The organism is Hydrogenophaga flava NBRC 102514 (assembly GCF_001571145.1).
Taxonomy (GTDB): domain Bacteria; phylum Pseudomonadota; class Gammaproteobacteria; order Burkholderiales; family Burkholderiaceae_C; genus Hydrogenophaga; species Hydrogenophaga flava.
Genome location: NZ_BCTF01000020.1, coordinates 17235 through 40471, shown reverse-complemented (window position 1 = coordinate 40471; position 23237 = coordinate 17235). Strand labels below are relative to the sequence as shown.

At 65.6% G+C, this 23237-nt stretch carries 25 protein-coding genes; 20 read left to right on the top strand and 5 right to left on the bottom strand.

The window, feature by feature from the left end; all coding sequences use genetic code 11:
• Positions 1-4: 4 nt before the first annotated feature.
• The 15 genes from HFL01S_RS17215 to HFL01S_RS17150 all read left to right on the top strand — a co-directional run bounded on the left by HFL01S_RS17215 (position 5) and on the right by HFL01S_RS17150 (position 14047).
• Positions 5-238, top strand: a complete 234-nt coding sequence (locus HFL01S_RS17215; protein WP_066260838.1) for a TIGR03758 family integrating conjugative element protein — start codon at positions 5-7, stop codon at positions 236-238.
• 76 nt (positions 239-314) lie between these two features.
• Complete coding sequence (locus HFL01S_RS17210; protein WP_084383439.1) at positions 315-737, top strand: TIGR03745 family integrating conjugative element membrane protein; 423 nt, start codon at positions 315-317, stop codon at positions 735-737.
• 48 nt (positions 738-785) lie between these two features.
• The gene (locus HFL01S_RS17205) at positions 786-1283 is read left to right on the top strand and encodes a TIGR03750 family conjugal transfer protein (RefSeq protein ID WP_066260836.1); all 498 of its coding nucleotides are present in this window, start codon (positions 786-788) and stop codon (positions 1281-1283) included.
• A 23-nt stretch (positions 1284-1306) separates the two neighbouring features.
• Positions 1307-2116 (top strand): PFL_4703 family integrating conjugative element protein, encoded by an 810-nt coding sequence (locus HFL01S_RS24760; protein ID WP_084383438.1) that lies wholly within the window; start codon positions 1307-1309, stop codon positions 2114-2116.
• Positions 2117-2168: 52 nt separating this feature from the next.
• Positions 2169-3302, top strand: a complete 1134-nt coding sequence (locus tag HFL01S_RS24755) for a TIGR03749 family integrating conjugative element protein (RefSeq protein WP_084383437.1) — start codon at positions 2169-2171, stop codon at positions 3300-3302.
• A 15-nt stretch (positions 3303-3317) separates the two neighbouring features.
• A complete protein-coding gene (locus tag HFL01S_RS17190) occupies positions 3318-4760 on the top strand; it encodes a TIGR03752 family integrating conjugative element protein (RefSeq protein WP_066260834.1) in 1443 nt (480 codons plus the stop codon).
• The gene (locus HFL01S_RS17185; protein WP_066260832.1) at positions 4747-5247 is read left to right on the top strand and encodes a TIGR03751 family conjugal transfer lipoprotein; all 501 of its coding nucleotides are present in this window, start codon (positions 4747-4749) and stop codon (positions 5245-5247) included. Before HFL01S_RS17190 ends, HFL01S_RS17185 begins: the two co-directional genes overlap by 14 nt.
• A 56-nt stretch (positions 5248-5303) precedes the next feature.
• Entirely contained in the window at positions 5304-8288 is a 2985-nt protein-coding gene (locus HFL01S_RS17180; protein ID WP_066260831.1) for a conjugative transfer ATPase, read from the top strand.
• Positions 8289-8305: 17 nt separating this feature from the next.
• On the top strand, positions 8306-8563 hold the full coding sequence (locus HFL01S_RS17175) for a hypothetical protein (protein ID WP_066260829.1): 258 nt from the start codon (positions 8306-8308) through the stop codon (positions 8561-8563).
• 1 nt (position 8564) lies between these two features.
• Positions 8565-8738 (top strand): hypothetical protein, encoded by a 174-nt coding sequence (locus tag HFL01S_RS25170; RefSeq protein ID WP_157538928.1) that lies wholly within the window; start codon positions 8565-8567, stop codon positions 8736-8738.
• 58 nt (positions 8739-8796) lie between these two features.
• Positions 8797-9237, top strand: coding sequence for a TIGR03757 family integrating conjugative element protein (locus HFL01S_RS17170; protein WP_066260827.1), 441 nt, complete (start codon positions 8797-8799; stop codon positions 9235-9237).
• Between the two features lie 13 nt (positions 9238-9250).
• Positions 9251-10582: a TraU family protein gene (locus HFL01S_RS17165; RefSeq protein ID WP_066260826.1), complete on the top strand. Its 1332-nt coding sequence runs from the start codon at positions 9251-9253 to the stop codon at positions 10580-10582.
• 30 nt (positions 10583-10612) lie between these two features.
• Complete coding sequence (locus HFL01S_RS17160) at positions 10613-11983, top strand: integrating conjugative element protein (RefSeq protein WP_084383432.1); 1371 nt, start codon at positions 10613-10615, stop codon at positions 11981-11983.
• A 12-nt stretch (positions 11984-11995) separates the two neighbouring features.
• The gene (locus HFL01S_RS17155; protein WP_157538927.1) at positions 11996-12391 is read left to right on the top strand and encodes a hypothetical protein; all 396 of its coding nucleotides are present in this window, start codon (positions 11996-11998) and stop codon (positions 12389-12391) included.
• A gap of 18 nt (positions 12392-12409) precedes the next feature.
• Positions 12410-14047, top strand: a complete 1638-nt coding sequence (locus tag HFL01S_RS17150; protein WP_066260821.1) for a conjugal transfer protein TraG N-terminal domain-containing protein — start codon at positions 12410-12412, stop codon at positions 14045-14047.
• A 305-nt stretch (positions 14048-14352) separates the two neighbouring features.
• Here HFL01S_RS17150 and HFL01S_RS17145 read toward each other — a convergent pair whose 3' ends face one another.
• From HFL01S_RS17145 to HFL01S_RS17135, 3 genes are read right to left on the bottom strand one after another with little or no spacing between them, the layout of a single operon-like run.
• Positions 14353-14574, bottom strand: coding sequence for a hypothetical protein (locus tag HFL01S_RS17145; RefSeq protein ID WP_066260819.1), 222 nt, complete (start codon positions 14572-14574; stop codon positions 14353-14355).
• Between the two features lie 7 nt (positions 14575-14581).
• Entirely contained in the window at positions 14582-15010 is a 429-nt protein-coding gene (locus HFL01S_RS17140; RefSeq protein WP_066260818.1) for a type II toxin-antitoxin system VapC family toxin, read from the bottom strand.
• A gap of 5 nt (positions 15011-15015) precedes the next feature.
• Positions 15016-15273 (bottom strand): type II toxin-antitoxin system prevent-host-death family antitoxin, encoded by a 258-nt coding sequence (locus HFL01S_RS17135; RefSeq protein WP_066260937.1) that lies wholly within the window; start codon positions 15271-15273, stop codon positions 15016-15018.
• Between the two features lie 94 nt (positions 15274-15367).
• On the opposite strand from HFL01S_RS17135, the gene HFL01S_RS17130 reads away from it, so the two are divergent.
• The 4 genes from HFL01S_RS17130 to yfcF all read left to right on the top strand — a co-directional run bounded on the left by HFL01S_RS17130 (position 15368) and on the right by yfcF (position 18899).
• Positions 15368-16144: a SprT-like domain-containing protein gene (locus HFL01S_RS17130; protein ID WP_066260816.1), complete on the top strand. Its 777-nt coding sequence runs from the start codon at positions 15368-15370 to the stop codon at positions 16142-16144.
• Between the two features lie 270 nt (positions 16145-16414).
• On the top strand, positions 16415-17524 hold the full coding sequence (locus HFL01S_RS17125; protein WP_066260815.1) for a saccharopine dehydrogenase family protein: 1110 nt from the start codon (positions 16415-16417) through the stop codon (positions 17522-17524).
• Between the two features lie 4 nt (positions 17525-17528).
• Complete coding sequence (locus HFL01S_RS17120) at positions 17529-18017, top strand: SRPBCC family protein (RefSeq protein WP_066260813.1); 489 nt, start codon at positions 17529-17531, stop codon at positions 18015-18017.
• A gap of 258 nt (positions 18018-18275) precedes the next feature.
• Entirely contained in the window at positions 18276-18899 is a 624-nt protein-coding gene (yfcF, locus tag HFL01S_RS17115; protein WP_066260810.1) for a glutathione transferase, read from the top strand.
• A 133-nt stretch (positions 18900-19032) separates the two neighbouring features.
• Here yfcF and HFL01S_RS17110 read toward each other — a convergent pair whose 3' ends face one another.
• The gene (locus tag HFL01S_RS17110; RefSeq protein ID WP_066260808.1) at positions 19033-20472 is read right to left on the bottom strand and encodes a sensor histidine kinase; all 1440 of its coding nucleotides are present in this window, start codon (positions 20470-20472) and stop codon (positions 19033-19035) included.
• Positions 20469-21125 (bottom strand): response regulator transcription factor, encoded by a 657-nt coding sequence (locus tag HFL01S_RS17105; RefSeq protein WP_066260807.1) that lies wholly within the window; start codon positions 21123-21125, stop codon positions 20469-20471. Before HFL01S_RS17105 ends, HFL01S_RS17110 begins: the two co-directional genes overlap by 4 nt.
• A gap of 124 nt (positions 21126-21249) precedes the next feature.
• On the opposite strand from HFL01S_RS17105, the gene HFL01S_RS17100 reads away from it, so the two are divergent.
• Positions 21250-23232, top strand: a complete 1983-nt coding sequence (locus tag HFL01S_RS17100) for a S9 family peptidase (protein WP_169802348.1) — start codon at positions 21250-21252, stop codon at positions 23230-23232.
• The last annotated feature ends 5 nt before the right edge of the window (positions 23233-23237 follow it).

Below are 23237 nucleotides of genomic sequence, written 5' to 3'. Positions count from 1 at the left end.
CTGCATGGACCCCACGACGAGTCTGGCATTCGAGGCGGGATCGGGTGTCTCGCCCACCGCCCTGCGGACCACGGTCCAGCTCATTGCCAGCGGCGTGATCCTGCTGGTCTTCGCCTGGGCCATGTTGGCCATCTTCAACGCCTACAAGGAAGAGCGTGCCTCGCTGATGTCGGCCACCTGGTCGGCGCTGAAGGTGATGGTGATCCTGGCGGTTCTGTTCTTCGCGGTGTTCCGGTGACGCGAGTGATGTTCTGACCCATCCACCGGTTTTCCTTCCCTCATCCATCACCTCTTCAACTTCAAGGAGCACACCCATGACCCAGCGTCAACACCCACCCGCCCGGCAGGCCGCTGCCGCAGGGTTCAAACACTTGGGCGACTGCCTGCAGCGCTGGGCGCTGGCACCGGTCGTGGCCGTGATGTGCAGCCCGGCCCTGGCCGCGCTGCCCACCATGCCCACCCCCGGAACGGACATGAACGGCGCCACCTGCGCCGCTGGCGACTGGATGTGCGCCATGAGCGCCTACTTCAAGGCGGGTATGGCCATCCTCGGCCTGGTGCTGGTCGCCCTGGGCTTTCTCTACGTGGTCGGCGGTGCGCTGTCCAAGTGGCGCGAGTACACGGCCGGCCGCGCGCAGATCGCCGACCTCAAGGAGTATTTCATCATGGGGATGATCCTCACGGTGTTCCTCGTGATCCTGGTGACCTACGCCTTCCAGGTAATCGGGCAGACCTGACCGTCCCGCGCAGCAAATCACATCCAGGTTCAAGCAAGGGAACAGGTCATGAGCGGCACACCGACGGCGTCCGACGACACCCAGCGCAGCGCCGAGCGCAGCCATGCGTTCGAGCGGGTGCCACTGACCCACCGCGTCAACGTGGAACCGTCCGTGCTTCGCGGCATGACGGTGACCGAGGCCAAGGTCATGGCGGCGATCTCCATTCCCGTCTGCTTGCTCCTGGGTTTGGTGTTGCTGCTGTTCACGGGCCTGTGGCAGCTGATGCTGCTGCCGGCCATCTTCGGGCCGATTGCCGCCCTGTGGTTCGGATCGGCCAAGCTGCAGGACCTTAAGCGCGGTCGGCCCGACGGCTACTACACCCAGGCGCTGCACCTGTGGATTGCGCGCAAGGGACTGAGCAAGAGCCGCTTTCTCACCCACCACGGGCAGTGGTCGCTGGGTCGCTCTCTGCCGTTCTCGCTGAGTCACCCCCTGGACCCACAGGCCGGCCGTTCCCTCTGGCGCCGACTGGCGCGGCTGCGCCGCACGCCCCATGAATCCTGAGTTTTATCAACGAGCCGATCACCATGTCCAGATACCTTGATGCCCTTGCCGCCGAACGCGCCCACAACGCCCGCCTGTTCCGGGCTCTCGTGGTGATCGGCCTGGTGGCCGTCGTCGGGATGGCCCTGCTGTGGGCCAGGCCGCGCCAGATCGACCTGCACATCAACCCTGACCTGCGCGCCGGGGAGCGCGTGTCGGTCACCGGTGGCGTGGCGCCCGTGCCCAACCCCAACGTGTACAGCTTCGCCTACTACGTCTGGCAGCAGGTCAACCGCTGGCAGAGCGATGGCGGCAAGGACTACGGCAAGCAGATCTACGACTTCCAGTCCTATCTGACTCCGCGCTGCCAGGCGCAGTTGCAGGGTGACATCGACAACCGCAACCGGGCTGGCGAGCTGCACCAGCGCACGCGTCAGATCAGCGAAATTCCCGGCCTGGGATTCCAGGACAACCGGGTGATCGGTGAAGGTCCCTCGGCCTGGACCGTACTGCTGGACATGCAGGTGACCGAGACTTTCCGAGGCCAGGCGGTCAAGGACGCCTTCATCCGCTATCCCGTTCGCGTGGTGCGCTACGACGTCGACCGCGAGCGCAACCCGTTCAGGCTGGCCGTGGACTGTTTCGGCTCTGCCGCGCCCGCCCGGCTGGACATCAAGGACAGCGCCATCGGCGCCGCTCAGGGACTGACCCCTGCAGCACTGCCAGCGATCAGCGCCCAGGCACCGATTGCGGTGTCGCCATCGCCGACCACGACACCGCTCGCTGCCGAAAGCGCCAACACCGCGACCGGTGCGCCAGCAACCACCCCCTCCGCACCGGCATCGAGCCGATGAAACGCCATCCCCCTCTGCGCTGCAGCAGGCCATTCCACCCAAAGGACGACCCATGTCTGATCACACCCCAACCCTTGCGGGCCATGTCCTGCGCGTCAGCCTGGCGGCGCTGGCCGTGTTCGCAGCCGTGCCGTCGCTGGCGCAGCAGGTGCAGGACATCGCGCCTGCTGCGACCCAGCCACCGCTGATCGCCCTGCCTGCTGCAGGCCAGAAGCCGGTACCGGCATCGAGCACCGCCTCCCCTCCCGTGGTCGCCGAGGTGGATCTGGGACAGGCCGGCGCCGTCGCTGCCGGCGCTTCACCCGCTCCCATGCCCCAGGGCGTGGCCGCGCGCGCGGCCGCTGCGGCCCGCGACTCGGGAACGCCTGCGTCTTCGAACCAGGCCGCGCCCACCCCCAAGGCCAAGCCAGCTACCAAGAATGCCAACCGCGCGGCAGCATCGTCCGGCGCTGCTGCGCCGTCGGATCGCCCCGGTGTGGAGCGGGCGGTCTTCAACCGGCAGCCCGTGCGGGTCGGCCTGCCGGTCCAGCGCGAGCGCTTGATCACGCTCCCCGGCCCTGCCGCCCTACATGTGCCCGCCGACATCGAGTCGGTGGCTCGCGTGGAGGCCATCGACCGCACCATCTATGTCACCGCGCTGGTGCCCTTCGCCAAAATCCGCATCGTGGCCGAGCTGATCGACGGTGGACGGCAGATCCCGCTGGACCTGGTGGCCAATGCCCAGACCTCGGGCGCCAGCGCCGAACTGGAGGTTTTCCTGGACCGATCCGGCAGCCGTGAGGCGTCTGTCGGCGCAGCAGCGGCCACCGAGGCCGGCCCACCGGCTGCGGACATGGTCGAACTCACGCGCTTTGCCTCCCGCATGCTGTATGCGCCACGTCGCCTGGCCACCACGCGGCCCGGCATCTCTCAGGTGCAGGTCAGCACCAAACCGGTACCCGGCTTGGTTCGCGGTGGCTTGGTCGAGACAGTGCCGCTGGGTCAGTGGCGCTCGGCCGGCCTGTATGTCACGGCGGTTCGCGTGACCAACAAGTCGACTCAGCCCTTCGAGCTGCCACTGGAGCACCTGCGTGGGCGCTGGCTCGCAGTGACCGCGCAGCACGGGCGCATCGGTCCCGCTGGCAGCGAGACGGACACCACGGCGCTGTACCTGATCTGCGACCGTGCCTTTGACGCCTGTCTCTGAGCGGAGGAACTGTTCATGGCCATCAAACAGAACACCTTGCTGCCCGTCCTGGGCGTGCTCTCCCTGCTGATCGTGGGGGTCATCCTGTACCAGCAGTTCAGCGGCTCGCAGGGCGGCGCACCCGCTGCACCCATGAAGGCGGTGCCCCAGCCCAGCGAGCTGCCGCCCACCAAAGGCGCCGACAACGACAACGCGGGCGAGACCCTGGCCACGGTGGTGGCCAGCAACGCCGAGTTGCGCAAGCAAGTGGCCGACATCGTCGAGCGCAACAAGAAGCTCGAAGAGGAAGCGGCCCGGCGCGGCGCAGCGCGCCCAAGCGCGGGGTCTGGCCAGAAAGACGGGGAGTTCGGGGCGACCGTGGACGCTGCTGGCCAGGCCGCTGAATCGCTGCTGGGCGCTTTGCCCACCCTGCCCACGTCGCGCCCTGCGCCAGGTTCGCAGGTCGGTCGCACGGTCAATGGTGGTGTCGCAGCGCCCATCACTGCGGACCTGAACCTGGGCGAGCAGGAGGCGGCGCCGGGCGCCGTGGCCTACAAGACCGTGGCGCCCATGGGCTACGCGGCCTTCGAGGACACGCGCAACCGTAATCAGGGACCTCCCTCGACGCGCTACGTGCGCACCAACGCCAGCGCCCGCACCGGCACAGAACCGGCAGTTGCAGGTGGCGCGGCCACCGGGGGCGCGGCAGGTGCCGCCGAGGCAGAACAGGACGAGGCCTACTTCACGCTGCCCGAGAACTCGACGCTGGTGGGTGCAAAGGCCATGACCGCCATCATCGGCCGGGTGCCGATTGACGGCCGGGTGACCGATCCGATGCAGTTCAAGCTGATCGTCGGGCGCGAGAACCTCGCGGCCAATGGCTGGGAGCTGCCCGAGGACATCGCCGGCATGATCCTCACCGGTGTGGCCATCGGCGACATGGCGCTGTCCTGCTCCGAGGGCAAGATCCGCTCGGCCACCTTCATGTTCAACGACGGCACCATCCGCACCGTCTCCTCGCGCGGTCGCGGAACGGCGGCCGGATCGAGCGGCGACCTGGGCTTCATCAGCGACCCGCGCGGCAACCCCTGCATCGTCGGCAAGTTCGTCACCAACGCGCCAGCGTACCTGACCGACATCATCGGTGCCAAGACCCTGGGAGTGGCAGGCCAGGCCTACGCCGATGCCGCCAAGTTGGTAACCCAGAACGCCCTGGGCTCGACCACCACCCAGATCACCGATACCAGCCGCTACGTCATGGGCCAGGCCGTCAGCGGCGCCACCGACGAGTTCACGGCCTGGCTGCTCTCGCGCCTGAAGAACTCCTTCGACGCGGTGGTCACCCCCTCGGGCCACGAGGTGGTGATCCACCTGGATCAGGAGCTGCGCCTGGACAAGGCCGTCGCCGCCCGAAAGATCGCGCACCGCGCCCAGAACACCAGCAACGCCCAACGCGGAGGAAACCATGGCCTCGAATGACACCCCACGCCACACCCACCACCGCTGGCATCGCCCAGCGCTGCTCACACTCTCGGTGCTGGTGCCACTGGTCCTGGCCGCATGTTCGGCCGCTGGCCCGCGCGAGTCGCCTCTGATCGGCGCCACCGAGGGCAGTCCCACGGTCACCGAGGTCTACCGCGACCAGCAGTCGGGTCAGGGAGCTCAGGGCCGCAACCTGCAGGCCCGCGACAACTTGCAACTGGCCAGCCGCGCACGCACGGTGGACGGGCGCGATGCGCGTCAGAGCAAGTACTGGGACCCGCTCAATCCCACGCAGCAGCGCTTTGCCCGTGTGCCCAACCCCGACCTGGTGATGGTGGTCTACCCCCACCTGGCCAAGGGCAAGTATCCCGTGCCCGGCTACGTGACGGTGCTTCCCATGTTCGAGTCGGTGGAGTACGCCCTGCCCGGTGAGATCGAGCAGGAAGACAGCCAGGCGCGCGAGCGCTTCATCCCGTCCCGCTGAGCCGCAGAACGTCCTCTCCGAATCCAACCACCCGCCCATCAAGAGGGATGCCGTCCATGGCTGCTACACAAAAACTCGGTCTGTTGTCCGTGGTCCAGGCCCTGGGTCTGATGCCCAAGGGGCGTGCTGGTGCCACAGGCGCTGCGGGTACGGAGCCGAAGAAGCCCAGCGCTGCCCGTCAAGGGCCCAAGGATGCGGCCCCGCGTGAGCCCATGACCGTAGGGCGCCGTCAGGGCATGGCCCAGCGTCCGCCTTCGTTCACCGACCTGCTGCCGTATGTCAGCTACGAGGCCGATGCCAAGACCTTCGTCCTGGGCGATGGCACCACGCTCGGGGCGCTGTTCGAGCTGGGTGCGGTGCCCACCGAAGCCCAGGCACCGGCCTACCTGATCGACAAGGCCCGCAAGGTGCAGGAGGCCCTGCAGGCGTTGCCCGAGTCCACCGACACACCATGGGTCGTGCAGTTCTTCGTCAACGACGACCGAGATATCAGCGGCCTGAACACCTACCTGCGCGACTACATCGCCCAGGTGCACGAGCGGTATCCCGAGCGGCGCGACGCCATCCTGAGTTCCCCCTACACCCAGGCGGTGCTCAAGGAGTTCGAGAAGCACCTGGCCCTGGTCTCTCGCCCGCAAGGCCTGTTCACCGACACCCTGGTCAGTGGCCAACCCTGGCGCGGGCAGCAGCGGCGCGTGCACTGCGCGGTCTACAAGCGCTTCACCCGCCTATCCGAGGACCCCTCGCCCGCGCAGCAACAGATCGAGGCGGTTTCGGTCACCTTGATGGCCACGCTGCAGGAGTCGGGCGTCCAGGCCCGCCGCTGCAGCTCGCGCGAGTTCTACGAGTGGCTGCTGCCCTTCTTCAATCGCAAGGTGCCTTGGGCCAGCCGACATACCGGCGACTTGCTGGAGCAGCTGCCCTACCCCGGCGATCAGTCCCCCGCACACGATGCCGACGGCCGCGAGGCGGCGCCGGTTTTCGGGTGGGACATGGCCGATCTGCTGAGCGTGAGCCCACCCGTCTCGGATGCCGAGGCGGGCCTGTTCGAGTTCGATGGCGTGCCAGTCAAGGCACTCACGCTCGACGGCATGCGCACCAACCCGAACATCGGCCACTTCACCGCCGAGCGCAGCCTGGGGAAGGAAGCCTTTGCGCGCTTTGACCGGCTGCCGGCCGGCTGCATGCTCTCCATCACCGTGACCGTGGAGCCGCAGCACCGGCTGGACGAGCACATCGCCCGCATCCGCGACGCCTCGCGCGCCCAGACGCCGCTGGCCATGGAGACGCACAAGGAATGCGTGCAGGTGCTCAAGCGCATGATCGAGGGCGACAAGCTATATCCGATGCTCATGACGCTGTACGTCACGGCCCCCACCCGCGAGGAGCTGGGCGCCGTGATCTCGCAGGTCAATGCCCAGCTCGTGCCTTCTGGCTTGCGCTTCATCGACGCCCGCCAGGACCTGGTGGCCCTGGACAGCTTCATCCGGGGTCTGCCCTTCGCCTTCGATCCGGCCTTCGATGCCAAGCAGCTGCGCCGCACCCGCCTGACCTTCGCCTCGCAGATCGCCGCCCTGCTGCCGGTCTACGGCCGCTCGCGCGGCACGCCGCATCCGGGCATGTGGTTCTGGAACCGGGGCGGCGAACCCCTGTGGGTCGATCCGCTCAACCGGCACGACCGCAAGAAGAACGCCCACATGCTGGTGTTGGGTCCAACAGGTGCCGGCAAGAGCGCGACCTTGAACTACATCGCCATGCTGACCATGGCGGTGCACCGCCCTCGCCTGGTCATTGCCGACGCCGGCCGCTCCTTCTCCCTGCTCATGGACTACTTCAAGACCATGGGCCTGTCCACCTACAGCGTGACGCTGACCAACGAGGCGGACGTGTCCCTGCCGCCGTTCTTCCACGCCCACCGGCTGCTGGGCGACCAGGACGTGATGTCCTCCTACCGCGCCGCCGAGCAGCAAGCCCGGCAGAACGCCGGCATGCCCGACGATGCCAGCCTGGATGCGCTGCTGGACGGCAAGAAGCCGGCCGAGATCGAGCGCGAGCCCACGGCCGCAAGTGGTGATGAGGCCGACGCCGACGACGAAGGCACCGACAAGCGCGATTTGCTGGGAGAAATGCTGATCGCTGCGATCATGATGATCACCGGTGGCGAGCAGCAGGAGGTCGAGCGCATGTCCCGCGCCGACCGATACCTGATCACCAACGCCATCATCCGCGCTGCCACCCGATCCGCAGCCGACGGCCGCAAGCACCCGCTGACGCACGACGTGGCCATCGCCCTCATGGGCATGCACGCCGATGCCACGCTCTCCCCTGCACGCCAGGCGCGCGCCGAAGAAATGGGTCAGGCCATGATGAGCTTCACCCAGGGCCTGCGCGGCAAGCTCTTCAACCGCGAGGGCGTGGACTGGCCCGATGCCGATGTGACCCTGGTGGAGATGGGCACACTGACCCAGGACGGCTACGGCGATGCGCTGGCCGTGGCCTACACCAGCCTGATCGACTCGGTGCAGTCGCGCGGCGAGCGCGCACAGGCCGAGGACCGGCCGCTGATCATGCTCACCGACGAGGGGCACCTGATCACCACCAATGAGCTACTGGGGCCCAAGATCGCCAAAGGCACCAAGATGTGGCGCAAGCTCAACATCTGGTTCTGGCTGGCCACGCAGAACCTTAAGGACTTCCCCGACAGCATGAGCCGCGTGCTGTCGATGTGCGAATACTGGATGCTGCTGACCATGGACCGCTCCGAGATCGAGGAGGTGGCGCGGTTTCGCAGTCTCACTCCCGAACAGCGCGCCCTCATGGAGTCGGCTCGCAAGGAGCCGCCCAAGTACACCGAGGGCGTGCTCATCTCGGCTTCGGACCAGGCGCTGTTTCGCAACGTGCCGCCGGCCCTGCCGATTGCCCTGGCCATGACCGAGGGCCACGAAAAAGCCCACCGTCGCCGCCTGATGGATCAGCACGGCTGCTCCGAAATGCAGGCCGCGCAGTTGGTGGCCGACGAACTGACGGCCAAGCGCGGCTGATCGAGAAGGGACGGACCATGGACCAGGAAGTCACCAGCTTCAACGCGGCCCGTTGGAACGAGCTGTGTGTGCAGTTGGCCGCTCAGGCCTCGCGCAATTGCGGCAGCGCCCATGACCGCTACCAGCGCCTGTTCTCCGAATTGGTGGACGAGCGCCTCAGGGCGATTCCCGAAGTGCATCACACGGCGGCACTGGAAGTGGCCTACCGCTGGGACTATCTGAACCCGGAAGGTCGCGAGAAGGCGCTGCAGGAATTCGACACCGGGGGACGCTGAAATGACTCATCAAGAGGTCAACACGTTCGGTCTCAGCGCAGGTGTCGTCCGCTCTGCCCTGCTTTGCATCCTGCTGGTGATGCTGGCGCTTGGCAGCGGCACCGTCCAGGCGCAGTCCAGAGCAGCGGTCGTGGACCGGGCCGTCGCGATTTTTCAGAAGCTCCAGGGGAATTGACATGCTCTTGCACAAGCCAACCACTGAGTCGAACAGGCAGCTTGCCAGAGCGCGCCGCATGCCCTCGCTGGCAGGCTGGATCCTGGCCGCTTCCGTCCACGCCCAAGCTGCCTCCACGGACCTCTACCGGGGCATCACCAAGGTCGAGGTGTTTGCCAACTCGGCCATGGTCATCACCGGGGGTGAACCCCTGCGTTACCAGTTGGCCATCTACCGGCTCGACGCGCTCAAGAACGTCGAGGCGGCGATCAACCAGCGCCTGCCCAAGACCGAAGCGGCCGCGCGCGCGTACTTCCAGGCCAACCAGGCCGAAATCAAGAAGCAGATCACCCCGCATGTGCTCAGTGCCGCCAACGGCATCGCGCTTGCCAGGCACTACAAGATCGACCGTCTGCCGGCCATCGTCGTGGATGGCGCCAACGTCATCTATGGGGTGCCCGACGTACCACAGGCCCTGGCGCTGGTGCAGCAGCACCGCGCCGCAGCCGCCAAGCGCTGAATGGAGATCCTCCTTGACACGACGGCTCGACCCACTCACCCGCGCCGCCCAGGCGCTCCTGCGTGGCCTGGTGTGTGCCCTGGTGCTGGCACGGCCGGCCTGGGCCCAGTCGCCCGCGCAGCCACCGAGCACCAACACGCTCGGCGTGCTGGCCGCGACCGCTGCTTCAGCACCCAGTTGCATCTCCTACATGGTCACCGGGGTGTGCTTCTTCCTGCGCTGCACACCGTTCGGCTGCACGGTGGAAACCTCCATCCGGGTCAGCCACTACATGCCCGACGTGGTGGTCAGCACCTACAACGACCAGTACATCCACCCCTGGCGCGACGTGGGCAGCGCCGTATCCAGCATCGGCGACCGCATCGGCGCCTCAATCCTGGGAAGCCCGTTGGATGCAACAGCCAACACGTCGGCCAAGCGGCGCGGCGCTGCCGAACCCGTGACCATGAAAACGGTCGACGCCATCGGCAATCCGGCGGTACTCATCAACAACTCGGGCACGCGCATGGTGGTGCCCGGCATCACCGAGCTGATGAGCTTTCCCTCCACGCTGCCCGACATCCTGGCCGAGTGGGCCGTGGCGCCCGTGGGCCTGATGCAGCAGACCGGCGAAGGAGTCATCAACCTGCTGACCAACCCCAGCGCCTTGATGAACACCGTGACCGGCGTTGGCAACCTCATGGGCAACATGGGCCCCGACATGAGCAGCATGGGACCCGCTGCCTCAGGTGGGATGGACTCGGCCAGTCAGGGCGGTTTTCAGGAGCAACTGGGCCAGCTGCGCGGCATGCTAGAAGGCGCGGCCGACGCTGGCGGCGGCAACGACTTCCTGTGTCCCAGCTCGGCCGATGCCTTCGGCGTGTATTTCAGCTCCGACGTCGACTCTCTGTTCTGGCGCAGCATGATCCCGCTGGAACTGCTCTACGTGGGCTCCTGGTTTCCCGGTTACAAGGAAGTCTCGCAGACACCGGTTTTCAGCACGTGGGGCAGCAAGTACCCCCGTATTGGCGAGGTGGTCCAGCAGCACCCGGTCAAGGCCTCGGCCGTGCTGGCCGAGCGCTCGGCCCAAATCATCCTCAAGCCTTCGCAGCCGCACATCTATGCGCACCTGCGGCCCAAGAGTCCGCACTCCTACGTGTGGTTCGCCCAGGTGGCCGATCCCAAGTGGTCGATGGTGCACCCCTACCCCTCGGGCTGCCACACCTTCGGCGCCAACGACTCGGTGGCCTTGCTCGGATACGGCGACTACCGCAACACACCCAACAACAGCTTCGTCTGGAACCTCTGGACCCGGTACGAGTGCTGCCGGCGCCGCACCGAGATCTTCCTGTTCGCAGTCCCTTGAGTCGCGAACCCACTTCTTCCTGGAACCACCATGACCCTCAACCGACTTCGTTCTCGTGTGCGGCCCCTGCTGGCCGGCTTCGCCCTGGCCGGCCTGGTGGCACTGACCTGGTCCGCGCCCGCCAGCGCGCAGGCCTCGCGCGGTGCGCTGTACTACCAGCTCGGCGGCAACTCGCCGGGTGGCAACGCCAACTACCGCTCTCAGATCCCGCTGCAGCTCAGCCTCGCGGCCAACCTGCGGCTGAACTACTCCTGCGGCAAGTTCGACATCGGCCTGTCCTGGCAGACGCTGATGAACAACATCGAGCAGTTCGGCGACACGCTTTCCAACGCCATTCGCGCCGGCATCGCGGCGCTGCCGATGTACATCTTTGAGCGTGCCCAGCCCGGTCTCTACCAGCTGTTCCAGACCTACTCGCTCAAGGCCGACGCCATGATCGCAGCGGCCTTGAAGACCTGCGAGGAGATGGAGGCCGCGATCAAGCAGGGCGACAACCCCTACGAGGAATGGGCGGGCATTGCCAAGGGTGAGTCCTGGCGCATGCGGGCCTCCCTCAACGGCGACGTGGTCGAGGCCAAACGGGCCATCAACGAACAGGAGGAAGGCCACCGCAACGGCGTGAGCTGGATCTTCGGACAGAGGGCTGGAGGGGTTGGTACCCAGCCGCTGCGGCCGGTGCGCGACCTCTCGGTTGCGGGCTACAACGTCACGCTCAACCGCCAGCCTGGCTCCTCCGGTGGAGGCCCTGTAGACGCCCGGATGGTGGCGGCGTTCCCAACGTCGGACGCGCTGGCGGTGTTCACCACCAAGGTGCTGGGTGACCAGCAGATCTACCTGTGCGAGGGCATCGCCAACTGCCCTGCGGCCACCTCCACCTCGACCGCCACGGGTCTGGGACCCCTGCTGGAAGAAGAAATCCTATTTGTGCGCCCGCGCCTGGAGGCTATCGTCAACGGCACCACTATCCCCACCAGTGCGGCCCTCGCCGAAATCGGCGCACCCGGCATCACCGTCAACGCCCAAGTCGTGCAGGCCCTGCGCAGCATGCCTGCAGAGAACCGTACCCTGGCCACCAGCCGCCTGGCCCATGAGCTGGGCATGCAGCGGGTGGTGGACAAGGCCCTGATCGCGCGCAACGCGCTGATCACCGGCATGAGCCTGCCCGAGGTCACGGCTGCCGGCAAGGTCTCACAGGACATGCAAAGCAAGGTCGCACGCATGACGCAGCACATCGAGGACCTGATGTTTGAGCACCGCATCCGCAAGGAAATCACCGCCAACAACGCGCTGGCCATCCTGGAATCGGGCACCCAACGCGATGGCCAGGCCACCCGCGTACCGCCAGCCGGCCGCCCCGATCCCGCACCGCTCAATGGTGGCCGCGTGCGAACCACTCCCTGAGCCGAGGTACTCATGAACAACCCCCTCCCCGTCCAACCCATGCCCAGTACCAGCCGCTCAAAGCGCTGGCTGCGCAAGCTGCTGCCCGCCCTGAGCCTGCTGGCGCTGGTGCTGCTCATCGGCCTGATCGTCGCCATCTTCCTCGCCCTGGGCGTCAAGTTGGAGGCCCAGCTCGATACGGTCCGGGTGTTCAAGCCCTGGGGCATTGCTATCCAGGGTGCGCTGATCGTGCTCATCGGCTTGCGCTGGACGCAGGTGGTGACCTGGGGGCGCCGCCGCGGCATCGTCCAGGAGTGGGAGTACGAGCAGGCCCTTGCGGCGCGCGGCAAGGTCATGCTGATGCTGCTGGCCTACTGGCTCTTGATCCCGGTGGGACCCGCGACCTTGCTGCGAGTGCTTGGCGGCTGACACAGGAAAGATCGCACCATGCAACTGGACTCCTACCTGGAAATCTTCACCACCATGTACGGCTGGGCCTTCGCCAACATCATTGGCGAGGCCTTGACCGGCACCGGCCTAGTCGTGCTGCCCTTCATGGTCATGGCCTTCAACGCCTGGCGCCAGGCCAAGGAACAGGGCGCCGAACAGATCGGCGTCTTCGGCCTCGTCGACAGCATCGGAACCCAGCTCATCGTGGGCCTGTTCGTCTTCATGACCTGCTTTGCGACCAGCCCGCTCACTTCGCTGCATTCGATCAACCTGCGCTACCAGCCGCCGCCCACGGCGCTGGAGCCCAACCCACCCGAAGTCTCCCGCGACAGCGGGACAGGTTCGACATACGACGCCGCGCTGGTCGATGCCATCGACGGGAGCATGAGCAACGTTAGCGGATCGCTGGCCCACGTGCCAGCCTGGTGGATGACCGTGATGGCGATCTCCTCAGGCATGAACCACTCGATCAAGGCGGGCCTGAACGCCGGCCAGAGCGAGTTGCGCGCGGTCGAAGAACTGGCGCGCATCGCCACCATTGAAGACCCGCGCCTGTTACACAACATCCAGCGCTTCTACAGCGAATGCTTCGTGCCGGCGCAAAGCCGGTTCATCCAGATGGACCCTGCGGACCTCACGGCGGCTGGTCGCGCCATCATCGCCACCACCAACACGGAATACGGCCCGGACGACACCGGCTGGATGGGCTCGCAGCTGTTCCGCACCGAGCCGGGCTTCTACAGCGACATGCGCTCGGTCAATCCGGTCACCGGCTTTGCCGTGGACTTCTCCCGCGACGTCGACTACTACAACGCATCCTCGGGCGAGCCTTTGCCGTTCGAGGGCTTCGCCAATTCCGACTGGGGACGCCCGACTTGCCGCGAGTGGTGGGAGGACACCCGCATCGGCCTGCGCGAGGCCATGATCACCCATTCTTCCGACTGGCAGGCCTTGTGGGGGCGGGCGCGCACGCTGTTCTCCAGCGAGGACCGGACAAAGGACGAGTTGGCCCGCCTGGCCCAGGTCAAGGCCAACCCGATGTTCGTCGATCCGACACAGGCGTTGGGCGACCGCTGGTACCAGAACGCACGCATCAGCGACCCAGCCGGCATGGCCGATGGCGTGGCCAGGACGGCCGGAGGTGTGCTCTCCAACGTCGGGCTGGGCATCGTCTCGCTGCTGAGCTACATCACCTCAGGGCCGCTCAAGAACGGGCTGCTGATGATGCAGGCGCTGATCCTCATGGGGATGTACATGTTCCTGCCCCTGGTGACCTTCTTCTCCGGCTACAACCTCAAGGTGATGCTCTACGGCGCCATCGGCGTCTTCACGGTGAAGTTCTGGGGCGCCCTGTGGGCGATCACGGTGTGGGTGGATGCCCACCTGATCCGCGCCATGTACCCGGTCGGCAGCTTCACCCTGACCGACATCTTCGGGTCGGCCATGCAGGGTCACAAGCGGATGCTGCTGAACCTGCTGATGCTGGGGATGTTCATCGGGTTGCCGCTGCTCTGGACGGGGATGATGGCTTGGATCGGGATCAACATCAATGCGAGCCTGACGGACATCGTCAAGGGCGCAGATGGGACCGCCCGCAACATCACTTCATCATCGGCAGGAAGAGGCAGAAGATGAAACTACTTACGGCCAACCGTGTGGCCGTAAGTAGCATCCCAATTCAGATGGGTCACGTCCGACGCGTCCGGGAAATCGCTTCCAAGTACCGCCTCGTTTCGGCTTCCGTGCGCTGCTCCACGAGCCATACCATCGAGAACTGCACCCCCGACCGCAGGCCCGAGCACGGTCGCAGCGCGGTAGACCTTCTCGGCTGCCGCATCGACCAGGCGATAGAAGAGCTTTGCAGACATGGTGTTCTCCCTTTGGGTTTGGGGGGGATTTTCGTCGAGTCCTTCCCAGTGCGCAACCTACGTCGGCACGCGTCAATCGCTGTGATTGATCTTCACCGGTTTGCGCGGCGCCGTCACCAGCCGGAAATACTTCCAGGCCTCCGCCGGCACGGCCGTCATCGCTGCCAGGCACCAGTAGCGCCGGTCGGCCTCGGATAAGCCGTTCCACCAGGCCATGCCGGCGACGTCCAGTTCCTGCAGGGTGCCGTCCACGGGCTCCTCAATGTCGCCAGCGCCGGATTTGTTCAACAACATGCGCTCCTCATTGGCCAATCGGGCTGCGCTCCCAAGGGTTCAAGAGCTTGAGCCCGGGGATCTGGAAGTCCGCGACGTTGCGGGTGACCAGGGTAAAGCGATGCTCCAGCGCAGTCGCAGCAATCATCGAATCGCGATACGGCCGCTTGTCGGGAACATGCAGCGGTGCGCACACCATCGCGGTGGCCTCCGCGAATGGCAGGATGCGTTGGGCAAACTCCTCGAACACCTGCGTGCACCAAGCGCGCAGTCTCTGGCCCTGCGCTGCGTCCTTGCGCTCCATGGTTCGCACCCCGACTTCCAGCTCGAACACGGTGACCGCCGAAAGGTACAGCATGGCCACGTCCTGCCCTCTCGCCCAGGCGAGCACGTGCTCATTGCGCACTGGCTTGCCTTGCCGTAGCTCGGAAACGACATTGGTGTCCAGCAGAAACATCGGGCTCAATCGAACGACGCGGGCTTGAACTCGCCGTCCATGCGGGGCACCTCGAAGTCGAAGTCACCACCCGGAATTGCGTCCATGACCTCCAGCAGGCTTCTTGGCTTGGTCTTGCTCAAGCGGTAGTAGTCCTCGATTTTGAGCAGTGCAAAGGCAGGTTTGCCCCGGTCCGTGATGAAGACCGGTCCGTCGCTGGCCAGGCGCTTGGCATTGCTCACGTCCCGGGCGAAGTCCCGGCTTGGTAGTGTGTGAACAGACATCTTGATCTCCATTGAACCCGGCTACGGGTTGATGTCGGCATGTTACGACAATAGAGCACTCAATACAAGAGATTTGTAATGCACAATACAAGAGATGACGCAAAAGGGCTCCACCCCCACGGCCCAGAACTACACCGAGCTGCAGCGGGCCTACGACCACTTCAACCAGGCACTGTTCGAGGGCGCGCTCCCGGCGTGTCTGATCACCCTGCAGCGGGAGAAGCGCACCTGTGGCTACTTCTCGCACCAGCGCTTTGCTGATCTGGACGGCCGCACTACCGACGAGATCGCGCTGAACCCTGCCTACTTCGCCGTGGTCCCTCTGGTCGAGACCATGCAGACCCTGGTCCATGAGATGGTCCACCTGTGGCAAGCCCACTTCGGCAAGCCTGGTCGAGTCCGGTATCACAACGGCCAGTGGGCCGACAAGATGGAGGCCATCGGCCTGATGCCCTCCTCTACCGGAAAACCAGGTGGTCAACGGACCGGCGACTGCATGGCCGACTACGCCATCGAGGGCGGGCGCTTCCTGCAAGCCTGCGAGGCGCTGGTGACGGCGGATTTTCGGATTAGCTGGTACGACCGGTTTCCGGCGCCCGAAGTGGTGGCCGCTGGCCAGCAGTGCGAGGCGATGCAGCTCAGCGCGGCCGTCGGCGGCGGCTCGACGCCGGCGCAGGCCTTGCCGGTGGCCACCAGCCTGGTGGTCCGGCCGACCGTGACCAACGGAGTAGTCGCGCCGGCCGCGAACAAGTCGAACCGTGTGAAGTTCACCTGCGGCTGCGGTCAGAACGTCTGGGGGAAACCTTCACTGCGCCTCTTCTGCTTGGACTGCGATACTCATTTTCGGGAGTTCCGACCAACGAATCCATAAGCTGCAGCAACCTTTGACCTAATCAACTGATGGGCGTTGTTCAAGGTCGCACATGCAGCGAAACCAGCCGGTAACGAACACCCGCTTTTGGATAGTCCAATGACCGCCTTCTGCCTCTCAGAGGAGCTGTCGACCTCAAATCCAAATTTGTGCGCAACGCAATTTAGCCTGATGTCGCACACATCTTAGGCACCGCTTAGGTCCGCAGGGCCCCAGGCGCGGCCCACTATATTGCGGGCTGATCTACATGGCGGTGACTAGGATGAAGCGATGATGAAGGTTATGGTTCTGGGGGGATATGGCAACTTTGGGGCCCGCATCAGCCGGGCCCTGGGCGGCGATGACCGCATTCAATTGCTGGTAGCTGGGCGCGATGGCCAGCGGGCAGAGGCCTTTGCTGCCGCGATGCCGGGGCACGCGCAGGGTGTGGCGGTGGACATGTATGGCACCGGCTTTGCGCAAGCGCTGAAAAACCTCGATGTAGGCTTGTTGATCCACACTGCGGGCCCCTTCCAGGGACAGGACTATGCAGTAGCGCGCGCGTGTGCTCAAGCTGGCGTGCACTACATCGATCTGGCCGATGGCCGCCGTTTCGTATGCGACTTTCCGAGGGCACTGCATGCAGCGTTTGTGGACACAGACCGCGTGGCCATCAGCGGTGCCAGCACCGTGCCGGCCTTGTCATCGGCGGTGGTCGACAGCCTGTGCGCGGGTTGGCAGCGCCTGGATACCCTGGATATATGCATCGCACCTGCACAAACAGCACCGCGCGGCGTTGCCACCTTGCGTGCAGTGCTGAGTTATTGTGGCGGCCCTATCCAGGTTTGGAACGGCGGTCAGTGGCAGACCTACGTTGGATGGGCCAAGCCGAAGCGTATGGTGTTTCAACGTTTGCGGCCCAGGCTGGGTGCGCTGTGTGACATCCCCGACCTGGAGCTTTTCCCTGCCCATTACCAAGTGCGCAACCGCATGGAGTTTCGCGCTGCGCTAGAGGTGGGTCTGGCCCAGCGAGCGTTTGCCTTGCTAGCCTGGCTGCGGCAGACTGGTGTGTTGAAGAATCCGTCAAGCTTGGCCGGTCTTCTCAACACCACCGCCAAACTGTTTGACCCCTTGGGCTCGGCTCTGGGCGGCATGGTGGTGCGCGTGGCGGGGCTCGATGCTGCTGGCAACCCCATCAAACGAGAATGGCATATCGCCGCAGACAACGACCATGGCCCCGAGATACCCTGCATGGCCGCCATCCTTCTGGCCCGGCGACTCGCAGACGGCGAACCCATGGCCTGCGGCGCCTATGCCTGTGTGGGTTTAAACAAGTTGGCCGATTTCGCGCCCGAGTTCGCTAAATGGGGCATGGCGACCGACGTAGTGGAAAAGGACTGAGGCCGTGTCACACCGCAGTTTTGACTTTGCCATGCCCGCACCTGCTGCCGTGGTGTTTGACGCCTTCCACCACCACCACTGGCGCCACCGTTGGGACAGCTTGGTCAGCGCCACAGCAGTTGAAGGCGGCGCACCGTGCCCCTATGTCGGTGCTGTCACCCAAAACGCGGGCGGGGGCTGGATGCGCAACCTGTCTATGCGCACACAGTTCGTGGCCTACGACAGGCCACGCCTGGCCGCAGCGTCCATGCTGGGCCAGTCCTTTCCATTCACAAGCTGGGCCGCGTCCATGCGCCACAAAGATTTGGACAATGGGCAGTCTGTACTGCTGTACACCTATACCTTTCAGGTGGGCCCGCCCCCTATCGCCTGGATCATCCGGCCCTTTGTAGAGCGTATTTTTGATTACCAAACGCGCAAACGCTTTGGGCGCTTGCGCACCTATCTGGCAAGCCACGCTCACGAGATCACGCGTTGGCAGCAGGAGCAATGAACATGGTCAACACGTTAGAAACACTGGGGCCGTTGCAGAGATGGTATTTGTGCCTGAACCATATCCAGCGTCCGGTAAGGAGCAAGCAAAGCTCGATTCGCCAGGTCCGCTTCCAGCCTTCACCGGTCATGCGCTGATGCCTGGTGAAACAATACATGTAGGAGCGCATTGGGGTGATGAGGCTCGGTGACAGGTGGCTGGTTGCCGACTCCCAGTTTCGGCGTCGGCGTTTTTCTTGGTGAACCAGCACTGCAACCTATGAAGCTACTTCTCTACGTAGATGCTCAATTCGCGAGCCCATATGCCATGTCGGTATTCGTGGCCCTGACGGAAAAACAGCTGCCGTTTGAGCTAAAGGCAGTTGATCTGTCTGCGAACGCGAATCACGAGGCTTCTTACGCGGCCACTTCTTTGACTCGACGTGTTCCGACCTTGGTGCACAACGGTTTCGCGCTGTCTGAGTCCTCCGCGATCACTGAATACGTCGACACGGTTTTTGAGGGCGTACCGCTGTATCCGACCGGAACGCAAGAGCGCGCGCGAGCCCGCCAGGTACAAGCATGGCTTCGAAGCGATCTCATGCCAATTCGGCACGAACGTTCTACCGAGGTCGTGTTCTACGGAGCGATCAAGCCGCCGCTTTCTTTCGAGGCGCAGGCCACAGCAAAGAAGCTTTTTTCTGTTGCGGAGGCGCTGGTGCCTCCGGGCGGCGAAAACCTGTTCGGGCAGTGGTGCATCGCCGATGTTGACTTGGCTCTCATGCTCAATCGCCTGGTTCTCAACGGGGACGCAGTGCCTGAGCGATTGACCTCATATGCGCGACGGCAGTGGCAACGTCCGTCGGTGCAGCTATGGGTCAACCAGAGGCGGCCCCCTCTGTGAAAGAGATCGGTAGATGAGTCAACAGGAGGTGCTGCGATGACAACGAACGTCACGGACGGCTACGTCACCACCGATAAGCGCCAGGAGGTGCTCCGCCGTTTGGCCGCCAGCAAATGTGCCTGCGACGCTCGGGTCAGGACATTCGGTTGAGCGACATCCTCACGAAAAAGCCCACCCCCGGACCACCTGGCCCACCCAGCCCATCGCCCACCTGTACCTGACCACCCATGCGCAAGGCCGCTTGCCGCACGATGGCCAGGCCCAGGCCCGAGCCATTGGCGGCATGGCCAAGGCCCCGGTAGAAGCGCTCGAAGATGAGCTGGTGTTCGGTGCCGGCAATGCCGGGTCCGTCGTCCTGTACCGCCAAGTGGAGGTGGTCTCCGTCCTGCCGCAGCGTAACGGATACGTTGCCGCCATCCTGCACGTAGCGCAGTGCGTTGTCGATGAGGTTGTGCGCGATGGACTCCAGCGCAGGCAGGTCCAGCCGCGCCTGCAGGTTGTCGGGGGCTTCCAGCGAGAGTTCGATGCGCCGCGCCATGGCCTGGGGCGCGGCGTGCGCCAGGGCAGCGCGCAGCCACTGCGCCACGTCCAGCTCGCGCGGCGCAGGGCGCTGCGCCTCATCGAGTGCGGCGAGGTCCAGCAACTGCTGCGCCAGGTGCGAGGTGCGGGCGATGGCCTCTTCCATGTGTGCCTGCGCCTGGGTGCGCTCGTGCTCGCTGGGTGAGCGCGCCATCACATGCACCTGCGCGCTGATCACGGCCAGCGGCGTGCGGATCTCGTGCGCCGCGTCCTGCACGAAGGCGCGTTCGCGCTCCACCTTCTGGCGCAGGCGTGCGAACAAGTGGTCCAGCGATTGCTCCAGGGGCTTGAGCTCCCGGTGGCGAGCGTTGAAGCCCACGGGCTGCAGTTCATCGGTGTTGCGCTGTGCAATGCGGCTGGCCAGTTGTTGCAGCGGTCGCAGCCCGTTACGCACCGACAGCCAAACGGGCAACAGCACAAAGGGCAAGGCCAGCAGCAAGTAGGGCAGGATGAAGCGCCCGTTGTGGGCCAGAAAGGCCGAGTCCGCGCGTTTGGGCTCGATCACCCGCAGGGCCCAGCGCGCGTTGTGGCCGGTGTAGATGCGGTACACCGTGCCGTCTGCGTGGGCCTCGGTGATCACGCCCACGGCGTCGGGCGTTGAGGGGGGCAGGGCCAGGCGTTGCAGGCCGGGCGATGCAAACACGAGCTGACCCTTGGCGTCCTTCAGCTCGTGCAGCGCTGTGCCGGGCAGCAGGCCAATCTGGCGGCGGCGGATGTTGGTCCAGATGTCGGTGGAACCCAAGACAGCGGCGGCGTGCGCCGGGTCGCTCAGGCCCTGCAGCGATACCAGAAGCGCATCGCCGTACTTCTGCAGGCCGGGCTCGTTGGTGATGGTTTGTTTGTAGGTGAAGAAGATGTAGCCCAGCAGCACCGCCCACACCACCACGAAGGCCAGTACCACCGACGCCACACTGCGGCGCACCAGCGTGGGCTCGGCCAGCCGCCGCCACAGAGCGCGCAGCGGGTGGGCGGGTGTTTGCGCGGTGGTGTTCATGGCTGCAGCAGATAGCCCACGCCGCGCACCGTGCGGATCAGCTCGGCCCCGATCTTGCGGCGCAGATTGGACACGTGCACCTCAATCGCGCCGAAGTCCATGGGCTCGCCCAGCGGGTCCAGCCGCTGCGCCAGCACGCCCTTGGGCACCACGGCGCCGGGCTCGCGCGCCAGCTCCAGCAGCAGTTGGAACTCGCGCGGCGACAGGTCCAGCGGCTCGCCGTCGCGCTGCGCGCAGTGGCGCCGGGGTTCTATCACCAACTCGCCCATCACCCAGCGCTCGCTCGCCTGGCGCGCGCTGCGGCGCAGCACCGCGCGGATGCGCGAGAGCAGCTCGGCCGTGGCAAAAGGCTTGATCACGAAATCATCCGCCCCGCCATCCAGCCCCGCCAGCCGGTCTTCCACGGCCGAGCGCGCGGTGATCACGATGATGGGCACTTGCACACCCTGCCCACGCCAGCGGGTGAGCAGATCGAACCCGCTGCCGTCGGGCAGCATCAGGTCGAGCAACACGCAGTCCACCGTGGTGGCATCGACCGTTGCGGGGGCGTCCACGGCACGGCGCAGCCATTCGCTGGTCAGGCCCTCCACCTTCAACGCGGACTGCAGCGCGCGGCCCAGGTCCAGGTCGTCTTCGATGAGCAGGATGTGCATGCTGCGATTGTGGAGGGTCTCGTGTCTGCTGCGCCGGGCCAGAATGTGCGCCTTTGGCTGGCCTTAAGACAGCGTTTTGCACAATGGCCGGATGAGATGTTTCAACACACAGGGAGAGGTCGGTATGGCACAGAGAACAAGCACGGTGCGGCGATGGTGGAGCTGCGTGGCGCTGGTGGGGTTGGCGGTCCTCGCTGGCTGCGCCACAGGGCCCACGCACCCTTCACTGGCGGAGGCGCAACTGCCCGAGCTGATTCCGGTGCGTGACTTTGTGGCCAGCTTGGAGGCCACGGGCTACCACCGTGTGTCACCCGACGGTACCCAACTGGCATGGCAGGGCGTTCAGGGCACACGCCCCGCCATCTGGGTGCGCACGCTGGGCCAGGACGATGCCCGCGCATATCCCATCCGTGCTCGCGGCTTTCGCTGGACGGCCGATAGCCGCTACCTGGCCGCCACCGTGGACGCCACGGGCGACGAGAACGCCCACATTCATGCAGTGGCCGTGCGCGAGCCCGGCGCCGCCTGGGTGGACCTGACCCCTTTCAAACAAACCGTCAGTCACATCCTGCAGACCGTGGACGGCGGCCCCGACCTGATGGTGACTACCAACCGGCGCGACAAGAAGCTGTTTGACCTGCACCGCGTGGACCCGCGCACGGGGTCGCACACGGTCGTGGCCACCAACCCCGGCAACGTCAGCGGCTGGGTGGTGGACCACCAAGGCGGCCTGCAGGCGCGCGTGACAGTGGCGGGCGAGGTGGCCACGCTGCAACGCCCTGATGCCCAGGCGACCGGCGGCTGGGTCAGCTCAGCGCGATGGGATCGCTTTGATTTCGTGCGCCTGCTGGAGGTGGACGCGGGCGCCTCCCATGTCTGGGCCATCTCTGCCCGGGGGCGCGACAAGAAGGCACTGGTACGCATGGGCCTGGCCGATGGGGCCGAAACCGTGGTGCACGCCACCGCAGACGTGGACCTGGACCATGCCCTCATCAGCCAGCGCACGCACCAGCCGCTGGTGGCCTACTCGCTCCCCGGCTACCCGCGCCGCGAGGTGTTCGACCCGGCCTTGCGCGAGCGCCTGGACGCGCTGGCCGGTGGGCAACCTGCCGAGGTGTCCATCACCAGCATGGACCAGGCCGAGCGCACGATGACGGCGGTGGTGGCCACCGACCGGGGCTCGCTCACCTACCTTCTGCCTGCCGATGGTCCCCCGCAGCTGCTGGGCGAGAGTCGTTTAAGGCTGATCGAAAACAAGCTCGCCACCGCCAAGCCTGTGGCGTTGACCGCACGGGACGGCCTGCCGCTGCATGGCTACCTCACGCTGCCCGCGGGTGCTGAGGCACGCAAGTTGCCTATGGTGCTGCTGGTGCACGGCGGCCCATGGGCGCGCGACCGCTGGGCTGAAAACGGCGCCAACCGATGGATGCCCCAGTTCCTGGCCAATCGCGGCTACGCGGTGCTGCAGATCAACTACCGGGGCTCGTCAGGCTATGGCCGCGCGTTCATGGAAAAGGCCATCGGGGAATTTGCCGGCCGCATGCACGACGATCTGATTGATGGCGTGCAATGGGCCGTGCAACAGGGCATTGCAGACCCCGCGCGCGTGGCGATCCACGGAGCCAGCTATGGCGGCTATTCGGCACTGGTGGGGGCCACCTTCACACCCGAGGTGTTTGCCTGTGCGGTGAGCTTCGTGGGCGTGTCGAGCCTGCCGCTGTTCCTGGAGAAAGTGCCCCCGTACTGGGAGATGGGCATCATCGGCTGGCACCGCTACGTGGGCGATCCGGCCAAATCCGAAGACCTCCGCAACATGGACGCGCGGTCGCCGCTGTCCAAGGTTGGCCCACAAACCCGCCCGCTGCTCATCATGCACGGTGTGAACGACGTGCGCGTGAAGCTGGAGCAGTCCGAGCTGATGGTGCAGGCCCTGCGCAAAGCCGGGCGCCCGGTGGACTACGTCACGTTCCCGGGCGACGGCCATGGCAACCAGCGCTGGCCCAACAACCTCACGATGTACCGCAAGACCGAAGACTTCCTCGCGCAGTGCCTGGGCGGGCGCAGCAGCGGGTTCGACTACTACCAACTTGGGGCGTGGGCGTTTTGAATGCG

Coding starts and splice junctions, on each gene's coding strand:
- yfcF (WP_066260810.1), top strand. CDS start 18,276: ATGAAGCTACTTCTCTACGTAGATGCTCAATTCGCGAGCCCATATGCC.
- HFL01S_RS17210 (WP_084383439.1), top strand. CDS start 315: ATGACCCAGCGTCAACACCCACCCGCCCGGCAGGCCGCTGCCGCAGGG.
- HFL01S_RS17100 (WP_169802348.1), top strand. CDS start 21,250: ATGGCACAGAGAACAAGCACGGTGCGGCGATGGTGGAGCTGCGTGGCG.
- HFL01S_RS17185 (WP_066260832.1), top strand. CDS start 4,747: ATGGCCTCGAATGACACCCCACGCCACACCCACCACCGCTGGCATCGC.
- HFL01S_RS17145 (WP_066260819.1), bottom strand. CDS start 14,574: ATGTTGTTGAACAAATCCGGCGCTGGCGACATTGAGGAGCCCGTGGAC.
- HFL01S_RS17125 (WP_066260815.1), top strand. CDS start 16,415: ATGATGAAGGTTATGGTTCTGGGGGGATATGGCAACTTTGGGGCCCGC.
- HFL01S_RS17170 (WP_066260827.1), top strand. CDS start 8,797: ATGCCCTCGCTGGCAGGCTGGATCCTGGCCGCTTCCGTCCACGCCCAA.
- HFL01S_RS17180 (WP_066260831.1), top strand. CDS start 5,304: ATGGCTGCTACACAAAAACTCGGTCTGTTGTCCGTGGTCCAGGCCCTG.
- HFL01S_RS17110 (WP_066260808.1), bottom strand. CDS start 20,472: ATGAACACCACCGCGCAAACACCCGCCCACCCGCTGCGCGCTCTGTGG.
- HFL01S_RS17215 (WP_066260838.1), top strand. CDS start 5: ATGGACCCCACGACGAGTCTGGCATTCGAGGCGGGATCGGGTGTCTCG.
- HFL01S_RS17190 (WP_066260834.1), top strand. CDS start 3,318: ATGGCCATCAAACAGAACACCTTGCTGCCCGTCCTGGGCGTGCTCTCC.
- HFL01S_RS17160 (WP_084383432.1), top strand. CDS start 10,613: ATGACCCTCAACCGACTTCGTTCTCGTGTGCGGCCCCTGCTGGCCGGC.
- HFL01S_RS17130 (WP_066260816.1), top strand. CDS start 15,368: ATGACGCAAAAGGGCTCCACCCCCACGGCCCAGAACTACACCGAGCTG.
- HFL01S_RS17155 (WP_157538927.1), top strand. CDS start 11,996: ATGAACAACCCCCTCCCCGTCCAACCCATGCCCAGTACCAGCCGCTCA.
- HFL01S_RS24760 (WP_084383438.1), top strand. CDS start 1,307: ATGTCCAGATACCTTGATGCCCTTGCCGCCGAACGCGCCCACAACGCC.
- HFL01S_RS17150 (WP_066260821.1), top strand. CDS start 12,410: ATGCAACTGGACTCCTACCTGGAAATCTTCACCACCATGTACGGCTGG.
- HFL01S_RS17205 (WP_066260836.1), top strand. CDS start 786: ATGAGCGGCACACCGACGGCGTCCGACGACACCCAGCGCAGCGCCGAG.
- HFL01S_RS24755 (WP_084383437.1), top strand. CDS start 2,169: ATGTCTGATCACACCCCAACCCTTGCGGGCCATGTCCTGCGCGTCAGC.
- HFL01S_RS17105 (WP_066260807.1), bottom strand. CDS start 21,125: ATGCACATCCTGCTCATCGAAGACGACCTGGACCTGGGCCGCGCGCTG.
- HFL01S_RS17140 (WP_066260818.1), bottom strand. CDS start 15,010: ATGTTTCTGCTGGACACCAATGTCGTTTCCGAGCTACGGCAAGGCAAG.
- HFL01S_RS17175 (WP_066260829.1), top strand. CDS start 8,306: ATGGACCAGGAAGTCACCAGCTTCAACGCGGCCCGTTGGAACGAGCTG.
- HFL01S_RS17135 (WP_066260937.1), bottom strand. CDS start 15,273: ATGTCTGTTCACACACTACCAAGCCGGGACTTCGCCCGGGACGTGAGC.
- HFL01S_RS25170 (WP_157538928.1), top strand. CDS start 8,565: ATGACTCATCAAGAGGTCAACACGTTCGGTCTCAGCGCAGGTGTCGTC.